This is a genomic window from uncultured Phascolarctobacterium sp., from assembly GCF_958349595.1.
Taxonomy (GTDB): Bacteria; Bacillota; Negativicutes; order Acidaminococcales; family Acidaminococcaceae; genus Phascolarctobacterium.
Genome location: NZ_CATWDQ010000007.1, coordinates 77863 through 94017 on the forward strand (window position 1 = coordinate 77863; position 16155 = coordinate 94017).

Consider the following 16155-nt stretch of genomic DNA (forward strand, 5'->3'; position numbering starts at 1 on the left):
AGGGGGCGCGGGCGATGAAGGTTTTTGTCAATCCGGGACACGACCCGGCGGTTGACAGCGGTGCGGTGAACAGTGATTATGATGTGCGTGAGGCTGATGTTACCAAACAGGCTGGTGCTTTGTTGGAACGTGCTTTAAAAAGGGCCGGGTATGAGGTAAGGCTTTTGCAGAATGATGATCTGGATGCTGTGGTGGCTGCTGCCAATGACTGGCCGGCTGATATTTTTGTTTCGCTGCATTGCAATGCGTCGCCGGGCCACAATGCCCGTGGTACGGAAACTTTATATTACAGCGGGCAGGGCCGGCTTTTGGGTGAGGCTGTGCAGAAGAAGATTTTGAGCAAGGTGCCGACGATAGACCGTGGCTGTAAGGAGCGGCAGGGGCTGTATGTGCTGCGGCGGACTGTGATGCCGGCTATTTTGGTGGAGCTGGCTTTTATTGATAATAATGAGGATCTGGAGCTTTTGGAAAATGATCTGCCGGCGTTTGCAGGCGCTATTGCCGCCGGTATCGACGAGTATTTCAGGCAGGTAGAGGCATGATGAATGATGAATGATAAAGAGTTTGAGAAGGCCCAGGCTTCGATCATGAATAAAAAGGCGAAGCTGATGAAGAAGCTGCGCAGTGATCGGGCAGAGGCCTGCAAAAAGATGAGCGAGATCGAGCAGGCTATCGCCAGGACGGAAAAAGAGCTTTTAGGGGAAGAAAACGATTTTATCGTTTTGTGCGGTCAAAAATCACAGCTGCTGCGTGAGCGCGCTTTGCAGGTGGGGGAAGAGATCGAGCAGGCGATTAGGCCGCAGCAGCCTGTTGATAAGCTGACGATCTTGTTTTTGGCGGCTAATCCGCAGGATACGCAGAAGCTGGCTTTAGATAAGGAAGTCAGGTCGATAACTGATGCTATCCGCAGGTCGGAGGGGCGCGACGGGATCGAGTTTTTCAGCCGATGGGCTGTGCAGTCGCTGGATATTTTGCAGGCGATCAACGAAACTGATCCGGAGATCATTCATTTTTCGGGACATGGTTCTGAAAAGGGTGAGATCGTTTTGGATGACGGCAGCGGTAATATGGCTATGGTTTCTAAAGAGGCGATGGCTGCCGCTGTGGCTTCTGCATCTAAAAAGGTGAGGCTGATTTTTTTTAACGCCTGTTTTTCGCAGAAGGAGGCGCAGGCTGTTGTGGAGAAGGTTGAGGCTGCTATTGGGATGAATACTGAGATCGGTGATGAGGCGGCCATAGTTTTTGCGGCGCAGTTTTATTCCAGCATCGGTTTTGGCCAGAATTTGCAGCAGGCTTTTGACCAGGCGAAGGCGGCGTTGCTTTTAAAAGGGATCGCAGAGGAGAATACGCCGGTTTTATATGTAAAAAAGGGTTTGTCGGCGCAGGAGATCGTGATGGTGGAAAGTGAAGCTGCCCCAAAAAGCGGTACTGTGTCTGTGATGCAGAGAATTAAAAATATTTTTTCGTGATGAAGAAATAAAGTGAATTTTAGAATTTTTGCTTGACTACAAAAAGCATGAAGTTTATAATGACTGTATAGTTTATTTAAAATTTATTATGAATAAGCTGACTTTATCAAATTTTAAAATTTAATATGGTAAGAAAGCAGGTGTCCAAAAGCGATTGCTTGGAGGACTTAATAGAGAAGCAGGTGTAAGACCTGCGCTGTCCCGCAACTGTAACGGGGAGCGAAGCCGCATTTGTCCATTGGGGAAACCTGAGAAGGCGTGGCCGAGCAATGATCCGAAGCCAGGAGAACTGCCTGTTTTAACATCCGTGATGACTTGCGATGCACAAGGTGGATACATATGTACTGTTTTTATTGGTTTTAAAAAAACGGTATTGTCGCGTTTTGCTGTGTTTTGCAGCTTGGCGGCTGTGTATCCTGGTGCGTGGTGATGATGTATTTTGACAGGAAACTGACGCATTGGCAGTTTCCTGTTTTGTTTTTGGGATACACGGCGCAAGTCATTTGAAGGAGGGTGGGCTGTTTTGCTGCGCAGCCTGATACGGGTATGAAATTAAAGAAGATCATTAAAGAGATTGAAAAAAATGACGATACAATGATCACTGTTGATAAAGCAAGCTACATTGCTTTATTACGCGAGGTGAACAGGTTAAGGTTTAAATGTTCTCAGAGGGGAGCGGCGGCCCGCAGTAAAAAAATGCGCAGTAATGATAACAGCGAGGAACCTGAGGCGGTGACTGTATGAGGCGCAAGGTGAAGCACCTGTTTAATTATTGTGTGGTGCCGGGGCAGGAGAAGGCTGTTTTAAAAACCGGTAAAACTTTGGAGCAGTTTGTTGCGGGGCTGGGCCTTGATGGGATCGAGCTGATGGTTTACAGGAACGTGCCTTATTTTGAGTCTTTTGAGCATCTGGCTGTGGGGGTGCATTTGAATTACTGGCCGATGTGGCTGGCGATGTATCGCAATGATAAAAAAACGCTGCAGAGGTTTTTTCCGTCGAAAGAGGCTTTGCAGGAGTATTACGGCACTACTTATTGTATGGGCTGGCTGCGTAGTATCAGGGCCAATATCAAGTCGGCTCTGGTCGAAAAACCTGAGTATCTGGTGTGGCATATAGCTGAGTGTACGCTGGAAGAGGTTTTTACTTTTGAGTTTAAGCACAGTGATCTGGAGATCGTGACCGCTGCCGCTGCCGTTTTTAACAGGGTAGCTGATGAGATCCCTGAGGATGTGCTTGTATTATTTGAAAATTTGTGGTGGCCGGGGCTGCGGCTTACTGATCCGGCTGTGGTGCGGGCTTTTTTTGAAAAGATCACGCATAAGAATGTTGGTATTATGCTGGACACGGGGCATTTGATGAATACTGATCCGAGTCTGCAGTCGGAACGGGACGGGGTCGAGTATATTTTAAAGATCGTTAAGGCTTTGGGTCAGGATAGAAAGCTGATCAGGGGTTTACATTTAAATTGTTCGCTTTCCGGTGAATATGTAAAAACTTTTAAGCGTGTGTATGATGATAAGTGCAGTAATATCGAGCGGATGAAGCATGTAATAAAAATAGATCAGCACAGGCCGTTTTCTGATACGGCAGTGCAGAAGCTGCTGCGGGCGATCAGGCCTGATTATGTGGTGCATGAGCTTGCTTATAATGACTTTAATGATTTTGAACAGAACATCGCGCTGCAGCTTGCCGCTTGCGGTAAAGTAGTACCGGGCGGTGATGAAGGAGGATAATTTGTGATAAAAAAATACAGGCTGGGATTAAGGGCGGTACTGGTTGCTTTTTGCGTTGTTGCGGCTGTGTTTGCTGCAGGGTGTGGTAAACCCACTGAAAGCAAGACTCCGGCTTCAGGACGCGGCGGTTACAGCGTTGTAGATGCGACTAAAACACGGATCGATTTTACATATAAGCCGCAGCGTATAGTCTCGCTGGGGTTGAGTGCTGATGAGGTACTGTTGGATATGGTGGAGCCTGAGCGGATCGCGGCATTGACTTATTTGGCAGATGACGCTGGTATCTCGCCTGCTGCGGCTAAAGCGGAGCGGGTCAAAGGGCGGGTGCAAAGCGGCAGTTTGGAGTCTGTTTTGGCGCAGCAGCCTGATCTGGTGTTGGTCCCGGACTGGACTGATCTTAATTTTGTGGAGCTTTTGCGCGGTGCGAAAGTTCCTGTTTATGTTTATAAAACTCCGACTACGGTGAAGGAGATCAAGCAGACTATTTGCGAGCTGGCAAATGTTGTGGATGAGCGTGTTGCCGGTGGGAAGATCGTGGCAAATATGGAGAAGGAGCTGGCGTTTGTACAAGCCAGGGTCGGCAATATGCCGGCAGAAGAACGCATCAGCGTGATGGCGCTTTCTTATATGGGGCCGTTTGGGGCCAGGGGGACTACTTTTGCTGATATTTGCAATTATGCTAATGTCAGGAATGTGGTGGCTGAGTATGATTTGCCGCCTAATGCTACTTTTTCAGAGGAGACGCTGATCAGGCTCAATCCTGATTTACTTGTTATTCCCAGCTGGAAGTATGATAACGAGCAGGATCCGTCGAAAATGCGGGAGGAGATTTTGCAGAACCGGGCTTATCAAAGTGTGAATGCTGTGAAAAATAAAAGAGTTGTGCAGCTGCGTGATACGTATTTATATAGTACGACTCATTATATAGTTTATGCGATCAGGGATCTGGCGGAAGCGGCCTATCCGGAAAGATTTAAATAATTGGGAGGTTTTTGAAAATGGGTATTTTTGCCGGTGCTGTAGATTATTTTCAAAGGGGCGGGGCTTGTATGTGGCCGTTGCTGCTGTGTTCGATTGCCGCTATTGCTATTGGTGTGGAGCGGTATTTGTATTATAAAAAGGCGCTTTCAAGCACGGCTTTTGTTATGGAGTTCTGTCATTTGATGAATGATTTCAATATCGTCGGGGCGCGCGAATTTGCCGGGGTGAATAAGGGTGATGCGGCTGAGCTGGCAGTGGAGACGCTGGATATCAACGAGGATCTTGGCAAAAGGCTTGAGTCGATCGTTTATTCTAAGGCTGACAGGGCCATTGATGGTATGGAGCAGAATCTTGATTATCTGAGTGTGGTTATCGGCCTGGCGCCGATGCTTGGTCTTTTGGGTACTATTACGGGTATGATCAGTTCGTTCAACGCTTTGAATGAACGGGCGCAGAATCCGATGGCGGTAACTGCCGGTATCGGCGAGGCTTTGATCACTACGGTTTTCGGTTTGTGTATCGCGATCATGGGCATGTGCATTTATGCGTATTTGTCGAGTAAGGTGAAAACTGCTTCGCTGAATATTTACGAGGTTGCCAATGTGTTGATCGATATCGTTCAGGCCAAAAACGGCGGCAGTAAAAACTGAGGGGCGGTGTAGAAAATGCGCAGACGACCTAGAAAACAAAGCTTGCCGCCGCAGCTGATGCTGAGTCCGATGATTGATATGATTTTTCTGCTGCTGGTATTTTTTATCGTCAGTACTATGTATATGAGCGAGATCAAGACTATTCCAATCAGGCTGCCGGTGGCGCAGAATTCGGAGACTGTAAGCAAAAGTAATTTTGCTGTGACGGTTAAAAAAGATGGCGCATTGTATTTGGAAGACAATAAGATCGAGATGAAACAGCTGGTGGCCAATGCCGCGGCTGAGAGTAAACGTGATGCTGCTTTTTCTGTGATTATCCGAGCTGACGGCGAGGCTAATTATAAAACGGTTATCAAGCTGATGGATGAATTGAAGGGCGCGGGGGTAACACGCTTTGGCTTGGCAACGGATCTGGGTGATGGCAAATGACGGATAGAGGCAGACGCTTTGGCAAGGGTGTTGCCATTGCGCTTGCAGTGCATATTATTGCCGCTGCTCTGCTGGGTGTTTTGGGATACCGTTTTACACAAAGGCCGCCGCAGATTTTAGAGGTTACTTTGGGCGGCGGCGGTGGCGGCGGTGGTAAAGGAAGCGCTGCCGCTGTAAAAGGGGCCGAAAATCAGCAGCCAAGCGCCGCGCAGCAGCAGGTGGAAAAGACGCAGCTGGCTCGCCCTAAAGCTGATGATATCGTAGATCAGAAACAAAAGCCGCAGCAGCAGGAGCAGCAGCGTCAGACGCAGCAAAACAATACAGCGAGTGAAGCTGCGCAAAGCAATGTTAAGAGCGGTGAAGCTGACGGCAGCGGCACTGGCGGCGGTGAAGGGACCGGGGCAGGAACAGGTCAGGGCAGCGGTGAAGGCAGCGGCTCGGGTACTGGCAGCGGTTCCGGGAGCGGCAGTGGTCAGGGAGCCGGTCAGGGCAGTGGCAGCGGCGTTCCGGTAACGCCTCCTTATTTGGTTTCCAGTACAGATCCACGTTATCCGGCTGCGGCCAGAAATCGTGAGATCGAGGGTACGGTGTATGTAAAGATGCTGGTGAGCAGCGGCGGCAGCGTGGAAAATGCTTTTGTGGCCCGCAGCAGCGGCAATGAGGCTCTTGACGGTGCGGCTGTTGAGGCTGTATATAACTGGAGCTTCAGCCCGGCTAAGGATACGTATGGCAGCCCGGTGCGTTGTTATATTACGATGCCGGTCAATTTTGTACTGCATTAGTATTTGTTGGAGTGGTGAATTTGAAAAAATTTGGAATTGAGACTGCGATGATGACACGATATGATAATTTTGATAGTACCTTAAACAGCAGAACAATGAATTGCGCCTGCTGCGGTAAGGAATTTTTTGGTAATAAAAGCTTGCATACTTATAAAAGGACTATTAATAAGCTGCGCAGGTATTATTGCAGTTATAGGTGTTTCAGGCAGGCGGAAGCAGAGCTTGAAAAGTTGAAAGCAAAAGGAAAAAACATTGATGATATTTGAAGGTCATCAAAAGATTAAGGATGGTGCATTATGAGAAAACAATTTACAACTTTATTTTTGGCTGCGGTATTGACTTTTAGTCTGGCAGCGGTTGGCTTTGCTGAAGAAAAACAGGCTGAAACGCCTGTTGACCCGAATGCGACTAATTTAACGGCAGTATATCCTGTGCTTGAAGAGGCTGTTCCGGCAGTGCCTGTTAAGCCTGAGTCGTTAAAAGATGCTAAGGCAGTAACTGCGTATATTGCCGCTGTCGATAACTATTTAAAGGCAGTACAGAAATATATTGACGGTACTACTAATGATTTGAACAAGATCATCGACCAGCGGAACAAGGCGATCGCAAGCGCTAATAAAGTGGTTGAGGATTATAACGCTTTTTTTGAGGCGAATAAGCAGAAATAAAAGGACAGACAAATAATAAAGCCGTTGATACATTTGATGCATCAACGGCTTTATTATTCTATTTATAAGTAGTATTTTCTTCAAAAAGATTTTTGGATATGGATAATAATACTTATAAGTAGTGTTAAGAAGGGCGTGTTTATGCCAATTTACTGACTGTAGGCACAAAAAATATTTTATCGGCAAAAATTCAAAAACGTTGACTGGTAAAGTTATGAATGTTAAAATTCAAACTCAATGGGAATTGATATCATAAATAAAAAAATATCAATAAATAAGAATAGATAAATAGCTGGATTTATGATATCAAAATCAAGAAAGAAAAGGAGCTGTATTTTGGTGAAAAAATTTGAATTGGGACGCTTGATGTGTACAGTGATTTTGGGAACGAGCTTTTTAGCAGGATCGGCTTATGCAGAAGAAAATTTATCGGAATTCGTTTTGGATGGAATAAATGTGACTGCCCTGGGGTATGAAAAAAGTAATTTGGATACGCCTGCTGATACTGTTGTTTATACAGGCGAACAGTTAAAAGAAACCGGTGCCAGCGATGTGGCAAATGCTCTGAAATACAAGGGCGGGGTTTATTTTACCAATATGGGGCCACATGATCAGAACTGGATAACCGGCAGCAGCCAGATAAATTTGCGCGGTATTGATGGTGGAACTTTGGTGTTGATCAATGGCGTGCCTGCTTCTTTTAATAATGTCAATCATTTAGATATGCTCAATTTAGATGAGGTGGAAAGAGTAGAGGTTGTCAAGGGTGGGGGGGCAGTGCTCTATGGCAGCGAGGCATTGGGCGGAGTTGTTAACGTTATCACTAAAGATCAAATGAAAAATTCGCTGCGTGTAGCTGCAGGAAACAAAGGACAGCGTGATTATGCTGCCACCATAGGTATGGGTAAAGTAAGCCTGGCTCTTGGAAGAAATGAGTTTGGTTCTACCGGCAATATGACGGAAAAAATTGGTGATTTAACAATTAATTCTCCTGCTAAGACTGGTTATTATATTGGTTTTGGCGACAGTAAAAAAGATCATCTGGCTTTTAACTATAAATTTGATGACCGATTTAAATTCAGTTATATGTTTAATAAAAAGAAATATTCGATAAATTATAACGATATTGATGAAATGCTGTTAAAACATTTTATGTATGATGACCGTGAGCATTTTGCACAGATAGCATATAATGATGAAAACGGCTGGGAGTCTAAAGTTTATTACAATCAGAGACGAATCGAAAATCCGGATTATTTTGTAGTGAATTCGATGAATGTAGAGTGGGAGAAAAGTGACCAGAAGCAGTATGGGCTGGATACGAAAAAAGTTTGGCGTAGTGAGAAGGCAACAGGGTTAATTGGTATCAGCGCTAAACGAGAAACTTATGTTAATGATAATCAAAAATTTAGTAATTCTAACTCAAGTAGCAGTGCATTAAAGCCGCAGGCTCATTTTGGTACTTATGCGCTTAATAGCTTTTCATTATATGGATCGTATGACCGTAAGCTGAGTCAGGCAACAAATATAGTTTTTAGTGCGCGTGAGGATTTATTCCGTTCTGATGCCGGTGACTATAATGAGTTTTTGCCGCAGGTCCAGGCTATAACCAAATTTGATGAACATAATTCTGTTTATGCCAGTGTTGGTAAATCGTTCAGGATGCCTACATTCCGTAATCTTTATTATGGCAGTAATATGATAGAACCTAATCCGGATTTAAAGCCGGAATATGGTTGGAATTATGAAGTTGGTTATAAATATAACGAAAACGGAAGGCGGTTGAACCTTACTGCATTTAGGACAGATATCAAAGACCAAATTGTTTCTGTTTGGGGCAGTACAAGATCTAAGACGATGAATGCTTCAAAATATCGCAATACTGGTATTGAACTGCGGTATGAACAGGATGTCGATAAGCATTTTACTTATAATGTAGGCGCAGTGTTTGCCAAGCCGCAGCGTATGTATAAAGAAGGTCAGGACTGGAGCGATACTTTAGGACGTTATCAGCTAAACGGCGGTGTAAATTATGTGAATCGTGATTTTAGTGCGGCCTTAAACCTGAGCTATTGGGGTAATCGTTTTAAAAACGGCGTCAGCAGTGAAAAAATTACCGTAACAGAAATATCTTCGCCACTTTTAGTGTCTAATTTACATCTTGGTTATAAGGTTGCTAAAAATATGACGGCTACCTTTGATGTCGATAATTTATTCGATCGTAAGGATATTGCTAATGTTGGCGGAACGAGCAACAATAATTTGTATTATACAATGGGAAGGACTTTCCGGGTTGGTGTAAATTATAATTTTTAAAAGTTGGCAAAGGGAAACATAATTGTGTTTCCCTTTTGCTTTCCTGCAGTGAGTTGTGTTACAATAAAATACAACTTATGAGTAGGATGGTGTTTCTATGTTCGTTGGTCGTAGTGAAGAATTAGGTCTTTTGGAGAAAATGTATGCCAAAAAATCTTTGAGCTTGGTACTTGTGAGCGGTGGATATAAAATTGGTAAAACAGCATTTCTGCAGGAGTTTCTGCAGAAAAAAGCAGCTGCTTATTTTGTTGCCCGCAATGCGTTATCCACTGTCAATCTGGCGGCTTTTTGCCTGGAATTAAAAGAGCAGGGTCTTTGGGGTACAAAAAATGAATTCCGCAGCTGGGATAGCGTTTTAAGTGCATTATTTTTTAGAGCGACGCAGCAGCAGCTGGTTTTAGTAGTTGACGATGTACAGTATTTATTTGACTCTGCACCGGAATTTTTTGCAGCATTTGATAAGTATGCTACAAAATATAAAAAGCAGTTAAGATTATTAGTTGTTTTAGCTGGGGCGCCCTGGGCTGAGATGGAGAGGTTTTTCCTCAAAAACAAGGCGCTTCAGATCAAAAAGCATATCAATGATATTATAAAATTAGGTGCTATGGATTTTTGGGAAGCGCAGCCATTTTTGGAAGGTTTTACTGATGAAGAAAAATTGTGCTTATATGGAGCTGCTGGCGGCAACCCTCATTATATGAGTTATTTTGATAGGGCGTTGTCTTTTAAGGATAATTTGAAAAAACTTTTTTTTGAGCCCGCTGCACCATTATATAAAGAGCCGCCCCAGCTTTTGAAGCTTGAATTAAGGGAGCCGTCTACATATAATACGATACTTTGCTCTGTTGCCTGTGGAGCCGGGAGACTGAATGAAATAGCGGCAGCGGCCAATATGGAATGCAACAAGGTTTCTAAATATTTGAATGTGCTGCTGACGATGGGTGTTTTGCGGCGTGTCAATCCTGCTTTCAGCAACAGCAGTAAAATAAGCTATTATGAAATTACTAATAGTATGTTTGCTTTTTGGTATCAGTTTGTCTTTCCTTATATGAGTTCGATTGCCATTGGCCGGGGCAATCAGGTTTTGCGTAATAATATTATGCCAAGAATAGATTTATTTGCCGCCTGGATTTTCAAAAAAATCTGTTTGCAGTATTGCTATAAATTAAATAAACGCAATGATTTTATGTGTGATTTTGAAAAGATAGGCCCCTGGTGGCAGGGCAGCGGCAGTAATAAAATAGAGGTTGATTTTATAGCTGACGGTATTAAGGAAATTTGTCTGATCGATTGTTTTTGGAGTAATAAAAAGGCCGATAGTGCTGTATTGAAAAAATTGCTTGATAAAGGTGAAAATTTTACAGGAATCGATAAAAGTTTTTTATGTTTTTCTAAAAAAGGTTTTACTGATGAGTGTATGGAGATTTCGGCCAGGGATTCGCAGCTCAGGCTGATATCTTTGAAGTATATGAAATGAAAGACTTTGCCTGACGCAGAATTTATTGACGGGTGTTTATGAATATGAAAAAGAGTATCACAATAATACTGGTGTTGTTTTTAGGAATGCTGCTGGGCGGTTGTGGCAGTGATAGTGCTGAAATAAAGGAGGTGCAGCAGAAAACTATTATAGTTAAAGACAGTGTTGGCCGCGAAGTTGAGCTTCCTTATCCATTGGAAAGAGTTGCTGTCTGCAATGTTTATAATGCTGAATTGATAACTGCCGTGGGTGCTATGGACAAAATCGTCGGCGTTGATAATTATATATTTAAAGACCAGTCTGGTTTTAAAAACAGGTTTACTAAAGCGCAGGTTTTTGGTATCAGCCAGAATGCTATGAATTACGAAAAACTGGCCGAGCTGGCGCCGCAGGCAGTGATCATTACAGGTGAGGGAACATGGCGGGACGCACAGGATATGCTGGACAGATTTGGAATCAAAGTAATTGTAATAAATTCTTATTATACAGATCAGTTTGGTGCTAATTGCCGCCTGATCGGTAGAATTTTTGGCAGGGAATCCGAGGCAGAAGAACTGGTTGCTTATTTTACTGATAAACTGACTTATATACAAACGCAGCTTAAAGATGTACCGCGTAAAAGCTTGTATTTTGAATATCGAATTCTTGGCAAGACAGCAGTGCCAGGTGATTATTTTTATAAAATGGTCGAATATTCAGGCGCTGATAATATTTTTGCCGATGCTAAAGGAGCGCAGGTTGATCAGGAAGCGATAATCGAGAAAAATCCTCAGTATATTGTGAAGGTAGCGGATGCCAATGCTTATTCTTCTTATGAGCCGCCGACTATAGAGCAGAAAGAAGCGATCAAGCAGGAGCTTGTTTCGCGCAGCGGTTGGGCCGGTATTGACGCAGTGCGTAATGACAGGATACTGCTTCTTTCGCATTATTTGCATGGTGGGGCTTCTAAGCTGATGGGCACGATCTATATAGCGAAGTTTTTATATCCGGAATATTTGCCGGAGCTGCATCCGGAAGAAGTTTTTAAAACATGGCTGGAAAAGTATCAGCAGCTTAAATATATAAAGGGGCATTCTTATCCGGAGCTATATTAGGATGCTTAAAAAATGTCCGGTCGATGTGAGAATTTATATATTGACTGGACATTTTTTTATTGACACTAAAGTTAAAGGATGTTAAAATGCAATAGAGTTAGCTGTAGCTAACTCTATTGCATTTTATTTTATGAATAAAGTTGTTTATATTGATTTAAATATAGAATATTTTTGTTTGAAAACAGTGAGCTATTTATTTTTAAGGGAGGCAGTTTATTGATGAGAAAAATTGCGATTTATGGTAAGGGCGGTATTGGCAAGTCAACTACGACTTCAAACTTGTCAGCAGCGTTGGCACTTAAAGGCTATAAAGTAATGCAGGTTGGCTGTGATCCTAAATCCGATTCTACTAAGAATTTAATGGAAGGGAAGCGTATTCCGACTGTTTTAGAGCAGCTGAAGGAAAAGGGAGAAGAGCTGGAACTGCAGGATATCGTTTTTGAAGGCTTTGGGGGTGTGCTGTGCGTAGAAGCAGGCGGCCCGACACCAGGTATAGGCTGTGCAGGCAGAGGTATTATTTCGGCGTTTGAGAAGCTGGCAGAATTGAAGGCTTTTGAAATTTATAAACCGGACATCGTTATTTATGACGTGCTGGGTGACGTTGTTTGCGGCGGTTTTGCCATGCCGATCAGAGGCGGTTATGCCAGAGAGGTTTTTATTGTTTCTTCGGGCGAGATGATGGCGCTTTATGCAGCTAATAATATCGCGCAGGCAATTAAAAATTTTGGCCGCAGAGGTTATGCCCGTTTGAAAGGAATCATTCTGAATGCTAAGAATATTGAGAACGAACAGGAGTTGGTTGCCAAAGCTGCTGCCGAGATAGAAACCGGGATCGTAATGTATGTACCGCGTTCAGGCGATATCCAGACTGCCGAAAATATGGGTGGGACGGTAAGCGAATTTGTACAGGATTCGCCGATGGTCAGGGTTTATCAGGAGCTGGCTGATAAAGTTTTAGAATTAAGTGAAGACAGTAAGGGGGATGAATGATGAAAAATAAACTGTTGTTGTTATTGGTTGCCGTTATAGCAGGTGCACTTGCGTATTATTGCTTTAATACAGACGGAAAAAGTGAAAGTGCATCGACTGCTGCCGGTGAAACTTATAAACTTGAATATACGCCTACGCTGCAGGCTTATGGTTTTACGGAACCAGTAGTTTTGAAAACTAAACCGCAGCGTGTCGTGTCGTTGGTACATACTCCTGTTTTGGCATTGCATGAAATGGGTATCAGGCAGGTCGCTGTTCCTCAGGCGGCAATGCTGGAATGGCCGTCTGATTTGGTTAAGGAGGCAAAATTGCTGAATGTATCAATGAATTCTAACTTTGACATTGAATCAGTTATTGCTTTGGAACCGGATCTGGTAATAGTTGGCTATCAGTCTAAGGATACTTATGGGAAAATTTTGGATCGTGAAAAAATACCGGTGTATTATGTCGATGCAGGGCATGTCGTATCTTATGAGTCGATTAAGGAGCTGACTGACGTGCTGATCAACGCTTTTGGCAAAGATAACGCCGGGGCGGAAGCAATCGCGGCCAGGTTTAACAAATTGGAAACGAGAATGGCTGCTAAAAGACAGGAGAATAAGGACCAGCGCGTTATGGTGCTGCAGTCAGCACCGCCCCGCCATTATATTCAGGGCAAAGATGGTACGTTAGGCAGTATGCTTGATATGCTGGGGTACGAAAATGTATATAAGAACAATAAGATGGTGCTGGTTGATCTGGAACAGGCTTTAGCGTATGAACCTGATTTACTGTTTTGTGTAGGCGGTTCCAAAACTGCTGCTGAGCATCAGCAGGTGATGGAGGAAGATTTTGCTAAAAATCCTGAGTATTGGAACAATATTAAGGCGATCCGTGAACATGAGGTCATTTATCTGCCGATCAAATATGTTGCGACTGCAGGGATCAATGTTATTGACAATATAAATGAATTGATCGATATTATCGATGCGAAGAAGCTGAAGCACAATGAGTAAAGAAGTAAATGTTTTGCAGGTTAGTATGGTGTGTCTGGTTTTACTGGCTGTTTTGTTATTATTAGCCGTTGTGGCACTGGGAGTGGGCAGCGCCGGTTATTCGCTGCAGCAGATCGTTCAGGCGCTTTTTTATGATGAAAGTGGTCCGGTAAGGGTAGTTGTTTATAATTTGCGGTTACCGCGTTTGATCATGGCGGTAGAAGTAGGAGCCTGTCTGGCTGTTGCCGGCGCTCTTTTGCAGGCTGTTATGCGTAATCCACTGGCAGATCCTGGGATCATAGGTGTTTCTGCCGGTGCGGCTACTGCGGCGACGACGATTTTGCTGCTGTTTCCGACTTTGGTTTCTTCGGTACCGCTTTTTGCTTTTGGCGGCGCGGCTCTGGCCTGTGTACTGATCTATTTGCTGGCCTGGCGAGATGGGATCGATACGGTCAGGATAATTTTATCTGGCGTAGCGATCAATACGGTTTTAGGGGCTTATAACTCCTTTTTGCAATTATTGAATTCAGATAATCTTTCCAGTGTGTTGTCTTTTATGAATGGCAGTCTTTCTGGACGTTCCTGGGATCATGTTTATATTATTACGGTGTATGCTTTTATTGGCCTTGTTTTAGGTGTCTGCTGTATCAAGAATGCCAACATTTTGCAGTTGGGTGACGAGATGGCTCAAAGCCTGGGCGTAAATGTAACTTTTGTGCGGATCTTTTTATCGGCGGTGGCTGCTTTTTTAGCTGCAGCAACGGTAGCAGAGGCTGGTATGATCGGCTTTGTTGGTTTGGTCGTGCCGCATATTGCGAGAATGATGGTTGGATCTGACTATAAGGCACTGCTGCCGGTGAGCATGCTTTTGGGCGCGGTAATCCTTTTGGCGGCAGACACTTTGGGAAGGACGCTTATTCCCGGGATGGAGATACCTGTAGGTATCGTTATGGCAGTTACCGGCGGGCCGTTTTTCTTGTATATGTTAAGAAAGAAGGGCAAAGTAAGTGGAAGTTAAGGGTGAAAAATTAGAGATCGGCTATGATGGGCGCATTGTGGTCAGGGAAATGGACATTACTGTAAAAAAAGGTGAGATCACGACGATCATCGGACCTAACGGTTCAGGAAAATCTACGCTGCTGAAAGCTTTGACACGCTTGCTGCGTTGCAGCATGGGCTGCGTTTATCTTAATAAGGAAGATTTGTATAATATCGACAGTAAAAAACTCGCCAAGTGTATTGGGGTTTTGCCGCAGCGTCATTGTGCGCCGCCTGATTTTAAGGTCAGGGATTTAGTTGGCTATGGTCGTGTGCCTTACCAGAAATGGTATGAGCAGAATACGGAAGAGGATGAAAAGATCATCGAGTGGGCATTAAAGGCGACTGGTACCTGGGCTTTGCGTGATAAATCTATTCAGGAATGTTCCGGCGGCGAATCGCAGCGGGTATGGATAGCTACAGTTCTGGCGCAGCAGCCGGAGATTTTGTTTTTGGATGAACCGACGACATATCTGGATATTGCGCATCAGCAGGAAACGATGAAGCTTGTAAAAAGATTGAACCATGAGGCGGGAATCGGGGTGGTGATGGTGCTGCACGATTTAAGCCATGCCCTGGAGATCAGCGACAGGATCATAGTTTTGAAAAATGGCTGTAAATATGGTGAAGGCTGTCCGCAGGATATTATCACACCTAAAATGATGCGTGAGGTTTATGACGTGGATTGTGATGTGGTGCAGATGCCGGGCCGCAAAAAGCCTTTGATTATGTTTAAGGAAATAAGTTGATAAAAGGAGTTTGGTTATGGCAATGGATGGAAAAGAGCTGGTTGCAAAACTGGCTAAATTGAGTCAGGTGCAAAGCATTAAAAATATACCGCAGCTGACGCACGCGTTGTTTCCGGGTACGCATTGCCCTTTGATGGGGGCGGCAATGGCTGTCGGAGGGATCAATGACAGCCTGATAGTTGTAGTTGGCACTGATGAATGTACTTATTACACTAAAAGTATGACTGTACATTCTGAAAAATTTGGCGGTATTGGCGGGCGTTGTGTGTCGGTTGTTTTGGATGACCATGACGTAACCTTTGGAAGTGCGGAAAAGGTGCAGGAAGCCTTTAAAGAAATTATTGAAGAATATCGTCCTCAGTGCGTCTTTTTGGTTACGACCTGTGTTATTGAAATCATCGGGGACGACTTTGACGCTATTGCAGAAGGGCTTAGCGAGCTTTATGGGATTCCGGTGCTGCCGGTACATACCGAGCATTTTAAATGTGAAGACCATTTGCCTGGCCTGGAACGGACTATCTCTGTCTGCGCAGCAATGATGGAGCCGCGTGCTTGCGATAACAGTGTTAATCTGCTGGGACAGCGTATGGGCGATTTTGCCACGACGGAGCTTTATGCCATGCTGCAGAAGGCGGGCATAAAAATTGGCTTACAGCTGCCCTGCGGCTGTACGGTGGATGATATTAAAAATGCTGCTGCGGCGAAGGTGAATATTGTAGTTAACGATATTGCCCTGCCGTTGGCGCAGAAGATGCAGGAAAAATTTGGAACGCCGTATGTTTATTTCAATAAATTCGTCATTCCT

General features: G+C 44.2%; 17 protein-coding genes and 1 riboswitch. All 17 genes read left to right on the top strand.

What is annotated here, in order from left to right:
* Window positions 1–14 precede the first annotated feature (14 nt).
* Window positions 15–542 (top strand): N-acetylmuramoyl-L-alanine amidase, encoded by a 528-nt coding sequence (locus tag Q4G98_RS07160; RefSeq protein ID WP_298563649.1) that lies wholly within the window; start codon window positions 15–17, stop codon window positions 540–542.
* A 3-nt stretch (window positions 543–545) separates the two neighbouring features.
* Window positions 546–1469: a CHAT domain-containing protein gene (locus Q4G98_RS07165; protein ID WP_301961910.1), complete on the top strand. Its 924-nt coding sequence runs from the start codon at window positions 546–548 to the stop codon at window positions 1467–1469.
* A gap of 121 nt (window positions 1470–1590) precedes the next feature.
* A riboswitch (cobalamin riboswitch) is annotated at window positions 1591–1781 on the top strand.
* Between the two features lie 201 nt (window positions 1782–1982).
* Window positions 1983–2213: a hypothetical protein gene (locus Q4G98_RS07170; RefSeq protein WP_177561190.1), complete on the top strand. Its 231-nt coding sequence runs from the start codon at window positions 1983–1985 to the stop codon at window positions 2211–2213.
* A complete protein-coding gene (locus tag Q4G98_RS07175; RefSeq protein WP_298563655.1) occupies window positions 2210–3202 on the top strand; it encodes a TIM barrel protein in 993 nt (330 codons plus the stop codon). The genes Q4G98_RS07170 and Q4G98_RS07175 overlap by 4 nt, the downstream gene beginning before the upstream one ends.
* A gap of 3 nt (window positions 3203–3205) precedes the next feature.
* Entirely contained in the window at window positions 3206–4183 is a 978-nt protein-coding gene (locus Q4G98_RS07180; protein WP_298563659.1) for an ABC transporter substrate-binding protein, read from the top strand.
* A gap of 17 nt (window positions 4184–4200) precedes the next feature.
* A complete protein-coding gene (locus Q4G98_RS07185; protein ID WP_177561187.1) occupies window positions 4201–4833 on the top strand; it encodes a MotA/TolQ/ExbB proton channel family protein in 633 nt (210 codons plus the stop codon).
* 15 nt (window positions 4834–4848) lie between these two features.
* Entirely contained in the window at window positions 4849–5262 is a 414-nt protein-coding gene (locus Q4G98_RS07190; RefSeq protein WP_177561186.1) for a biopolymer transporter ExbD, read from the top strand.
* Window positions 5259–6044 (top strand): energy transducer TonB, encoded by a 786-nt coding sequence (locus Q4G98_RS07195; RefSeq protein ID WP_298563662.1) that lies wholly within the window; start codon window positions 5259–5261, stop codon window positions 6042–6044. The genes Q4G98_RS07190 and Q4G98_RS07195 overlap by 4 nt, the downstream gene beginning before the upstream one ends.
* A gap of 296 nt (window positions 6045–6340) precedes the next feature.
* Entirely contained in the window at window positions 6341–6712 is a 372-nt protein-coding gene (locus Q4G98_RS07200) for a hypothetical protein (protein ID WP_177561183.1), read from the top strand.
* Window positions 6713–7051: 339 nt separating this feature from the next.
* Window positions 7052–9028: a TonB-dependent siderophore receptor gene (locus Q4G98_RS07205; protein WP_298563665.1), complete on the top strand. Its 1977-nt coding sequence runs from the start codon at window positions 7052–7054 to the stop codon at window positions 9026–9028.
* 97 nt (window positions 9029–9125) lie between these two features.
* Window positions 9126–10505 (top strand): ATP-binding protein, encoded by a 1380-nt coding sequence (locus Q4G98_RS07210; protein ID WP_177561181.1) that lies wholly within the window; start codon window positions 9126–9128, stop codon window positions 10503–10505.
* A gap of 44 nt (window positions 10506–10549) precedes the next feature.
* Window positions 10550–11599, top strand: a complete 1050-nt coding sequence (locus Q4G98_RS07215) for an ABC transporter substrate-binding protein (protein ID WP_298563667.1) — start codon at window positions 10550–10552, stop codon at window positions 11597–11599.
* 219 nt (window positions 11600–11818) lie between these two features.
* Complete coding sequence (locus tag Q4G98_RS07220; protein ID WP_177561179.1) at window positions 11819–12589, top strand: AAA family ATPase; 771 nt, start codon at window positions 11819–11821, stop codon at window positions 12587–12589.
* A complete protein-coding gene (locus tag Q4G98_RS07225; RefSeq protein WP_298563671.1) occupies window positions 12586–13584 on the top strand; it encodes an ABC transporter substrate-binding protein in 999 nt (332 codons plus the stop codon). Before Q4G98_RS07220 ends, Q4G98_RS07225 begins: the two co-directional genes overlap by 4 nt.
* Window positions 13577–14581: an iron ABC transporter permease gene (locus Q4G98_RS07230; RefSeq protein ID WP_177561177.1), complete on the top strand. Its 1005-nt coding sequence runs from the start codon at window positions 13577–13579 to the stop codon at window positions 14579–14581. Before Q4G98_RS07225 ends, Q4G98_RS07230 begins: the two co-directional genes overlap by 8 nt.
* Window positions 14571–15350: an ABC transporter ATP-binding protein gene (locus Q4G98_RS07235; protein ID WP_293545892.1), complete on the top strand. Its 780-nt coding sequence runs from the start codon at window positions 14571–14573 to the stop codon at window positions 15348–15350. The genes Q4G98_RS07230 and Q4G98_RS07235 overlap by 11 nt, the downstream gene beginning before the upstream one ends.
* Before the next feature lie 16 nt (window positions 15351–15366).
* Window positions 15367–16155: nitrogenase component 1 (locus Q4G98_RS07240; protein ID WP_301961911.1), on the top strand; the 789-nt coding region annotated here is incomplete at its 3' end.

Excerpts from the sequence above, each read along its gene's own strand:
- Q4G98_RS07160 (WP_298563649.1), top strand. The coding sequence starts at position 15 with ATGAAGGTTTTTGTCAATCCGGGACACGACCCGGCGGTTGACAGCGGT.
- Q4G98_RS07165 (WP_301961910.1), top strand. The coding sequence starts at position 546 with ATGATGAATGATAAAGAGTTTGAGAAGGCCCAGGCTTCGATCATGAAT.
- Q4G98_RS07175 (WP_298563655.1), top strand. The coding sequence starts at position 2,210 with ATGAGGCGCAAGGTGAAGCACCTGTTTAATTATTGTGTGGTGCCGGGG.
- Q4G98_RS07185 (WP_177561187.1), top strand. The coding sequence starts at position 4,201 with ATGGGTATTTTTGCCGGTGCTGTAGATTATTTTCAAAGGGGCGGGGCT.
- Q4G98_RS07190 (WP_177561186.1), top strand. The coding sequence starts at position 4,849 with ATGCGCAGACGACCTAGAAAACAAAGCTTGCCGCCGCAGCTGATGCTG.
- Q4G98_RS07195 (WP_298563662.1), top strand. The coding sequence starts at position 5,259 with ATGACGGATAGAGGCAGACGCTTTGGCAAGGGTGTTGCCATTGCGCTT.
- Q4G98_RS07200 (WP_177561183.1), top strand. The coding sequence starts at position 6,341 with ATGAGAAAACAATTTACAACTTTATTTTTGGCTGCGGTATTGACTTTT.
- Q4G98_RS07210 (WP_177561181.1), top strand. The coding sequence starts at position 9,126 with ATGTTCGTTGGTCGTAGTGAAGAATTAGGTCTTTTGGAGAAAATGTAT.
- Q4G98_RS07215 (WP_298563667.1), top strand. The coding sequence starts at position 10,550 with ATGAAAAAGAGTATCACAATAATACTGGTGTTGTTTTTAGGAATGCTG.
- Q4G98_RS07220 (WP_177561179.1), top strand. The coding sequence starts at position 11,819 with ATGAGAAAAATTGCGATTTATGGTAAGGGCGGTATTGGCAAGTCAACT.
- Q4G98_RS07225 (WP_298563671.1), top strand. The coding sequence starts at position 12,586 with ATGATGAAAAATAAACTGTTGTTGTTATTGGTTGCCGTTATAGCAGGT.
- Q4G98_RS07230 (WP_177561177.1), top strand. The coding sequence starts at position 13,577 with ATGAGTAAAGAAGTAAATGTTTTGCAGGTTAGTATGGTGTGTCTGGTT.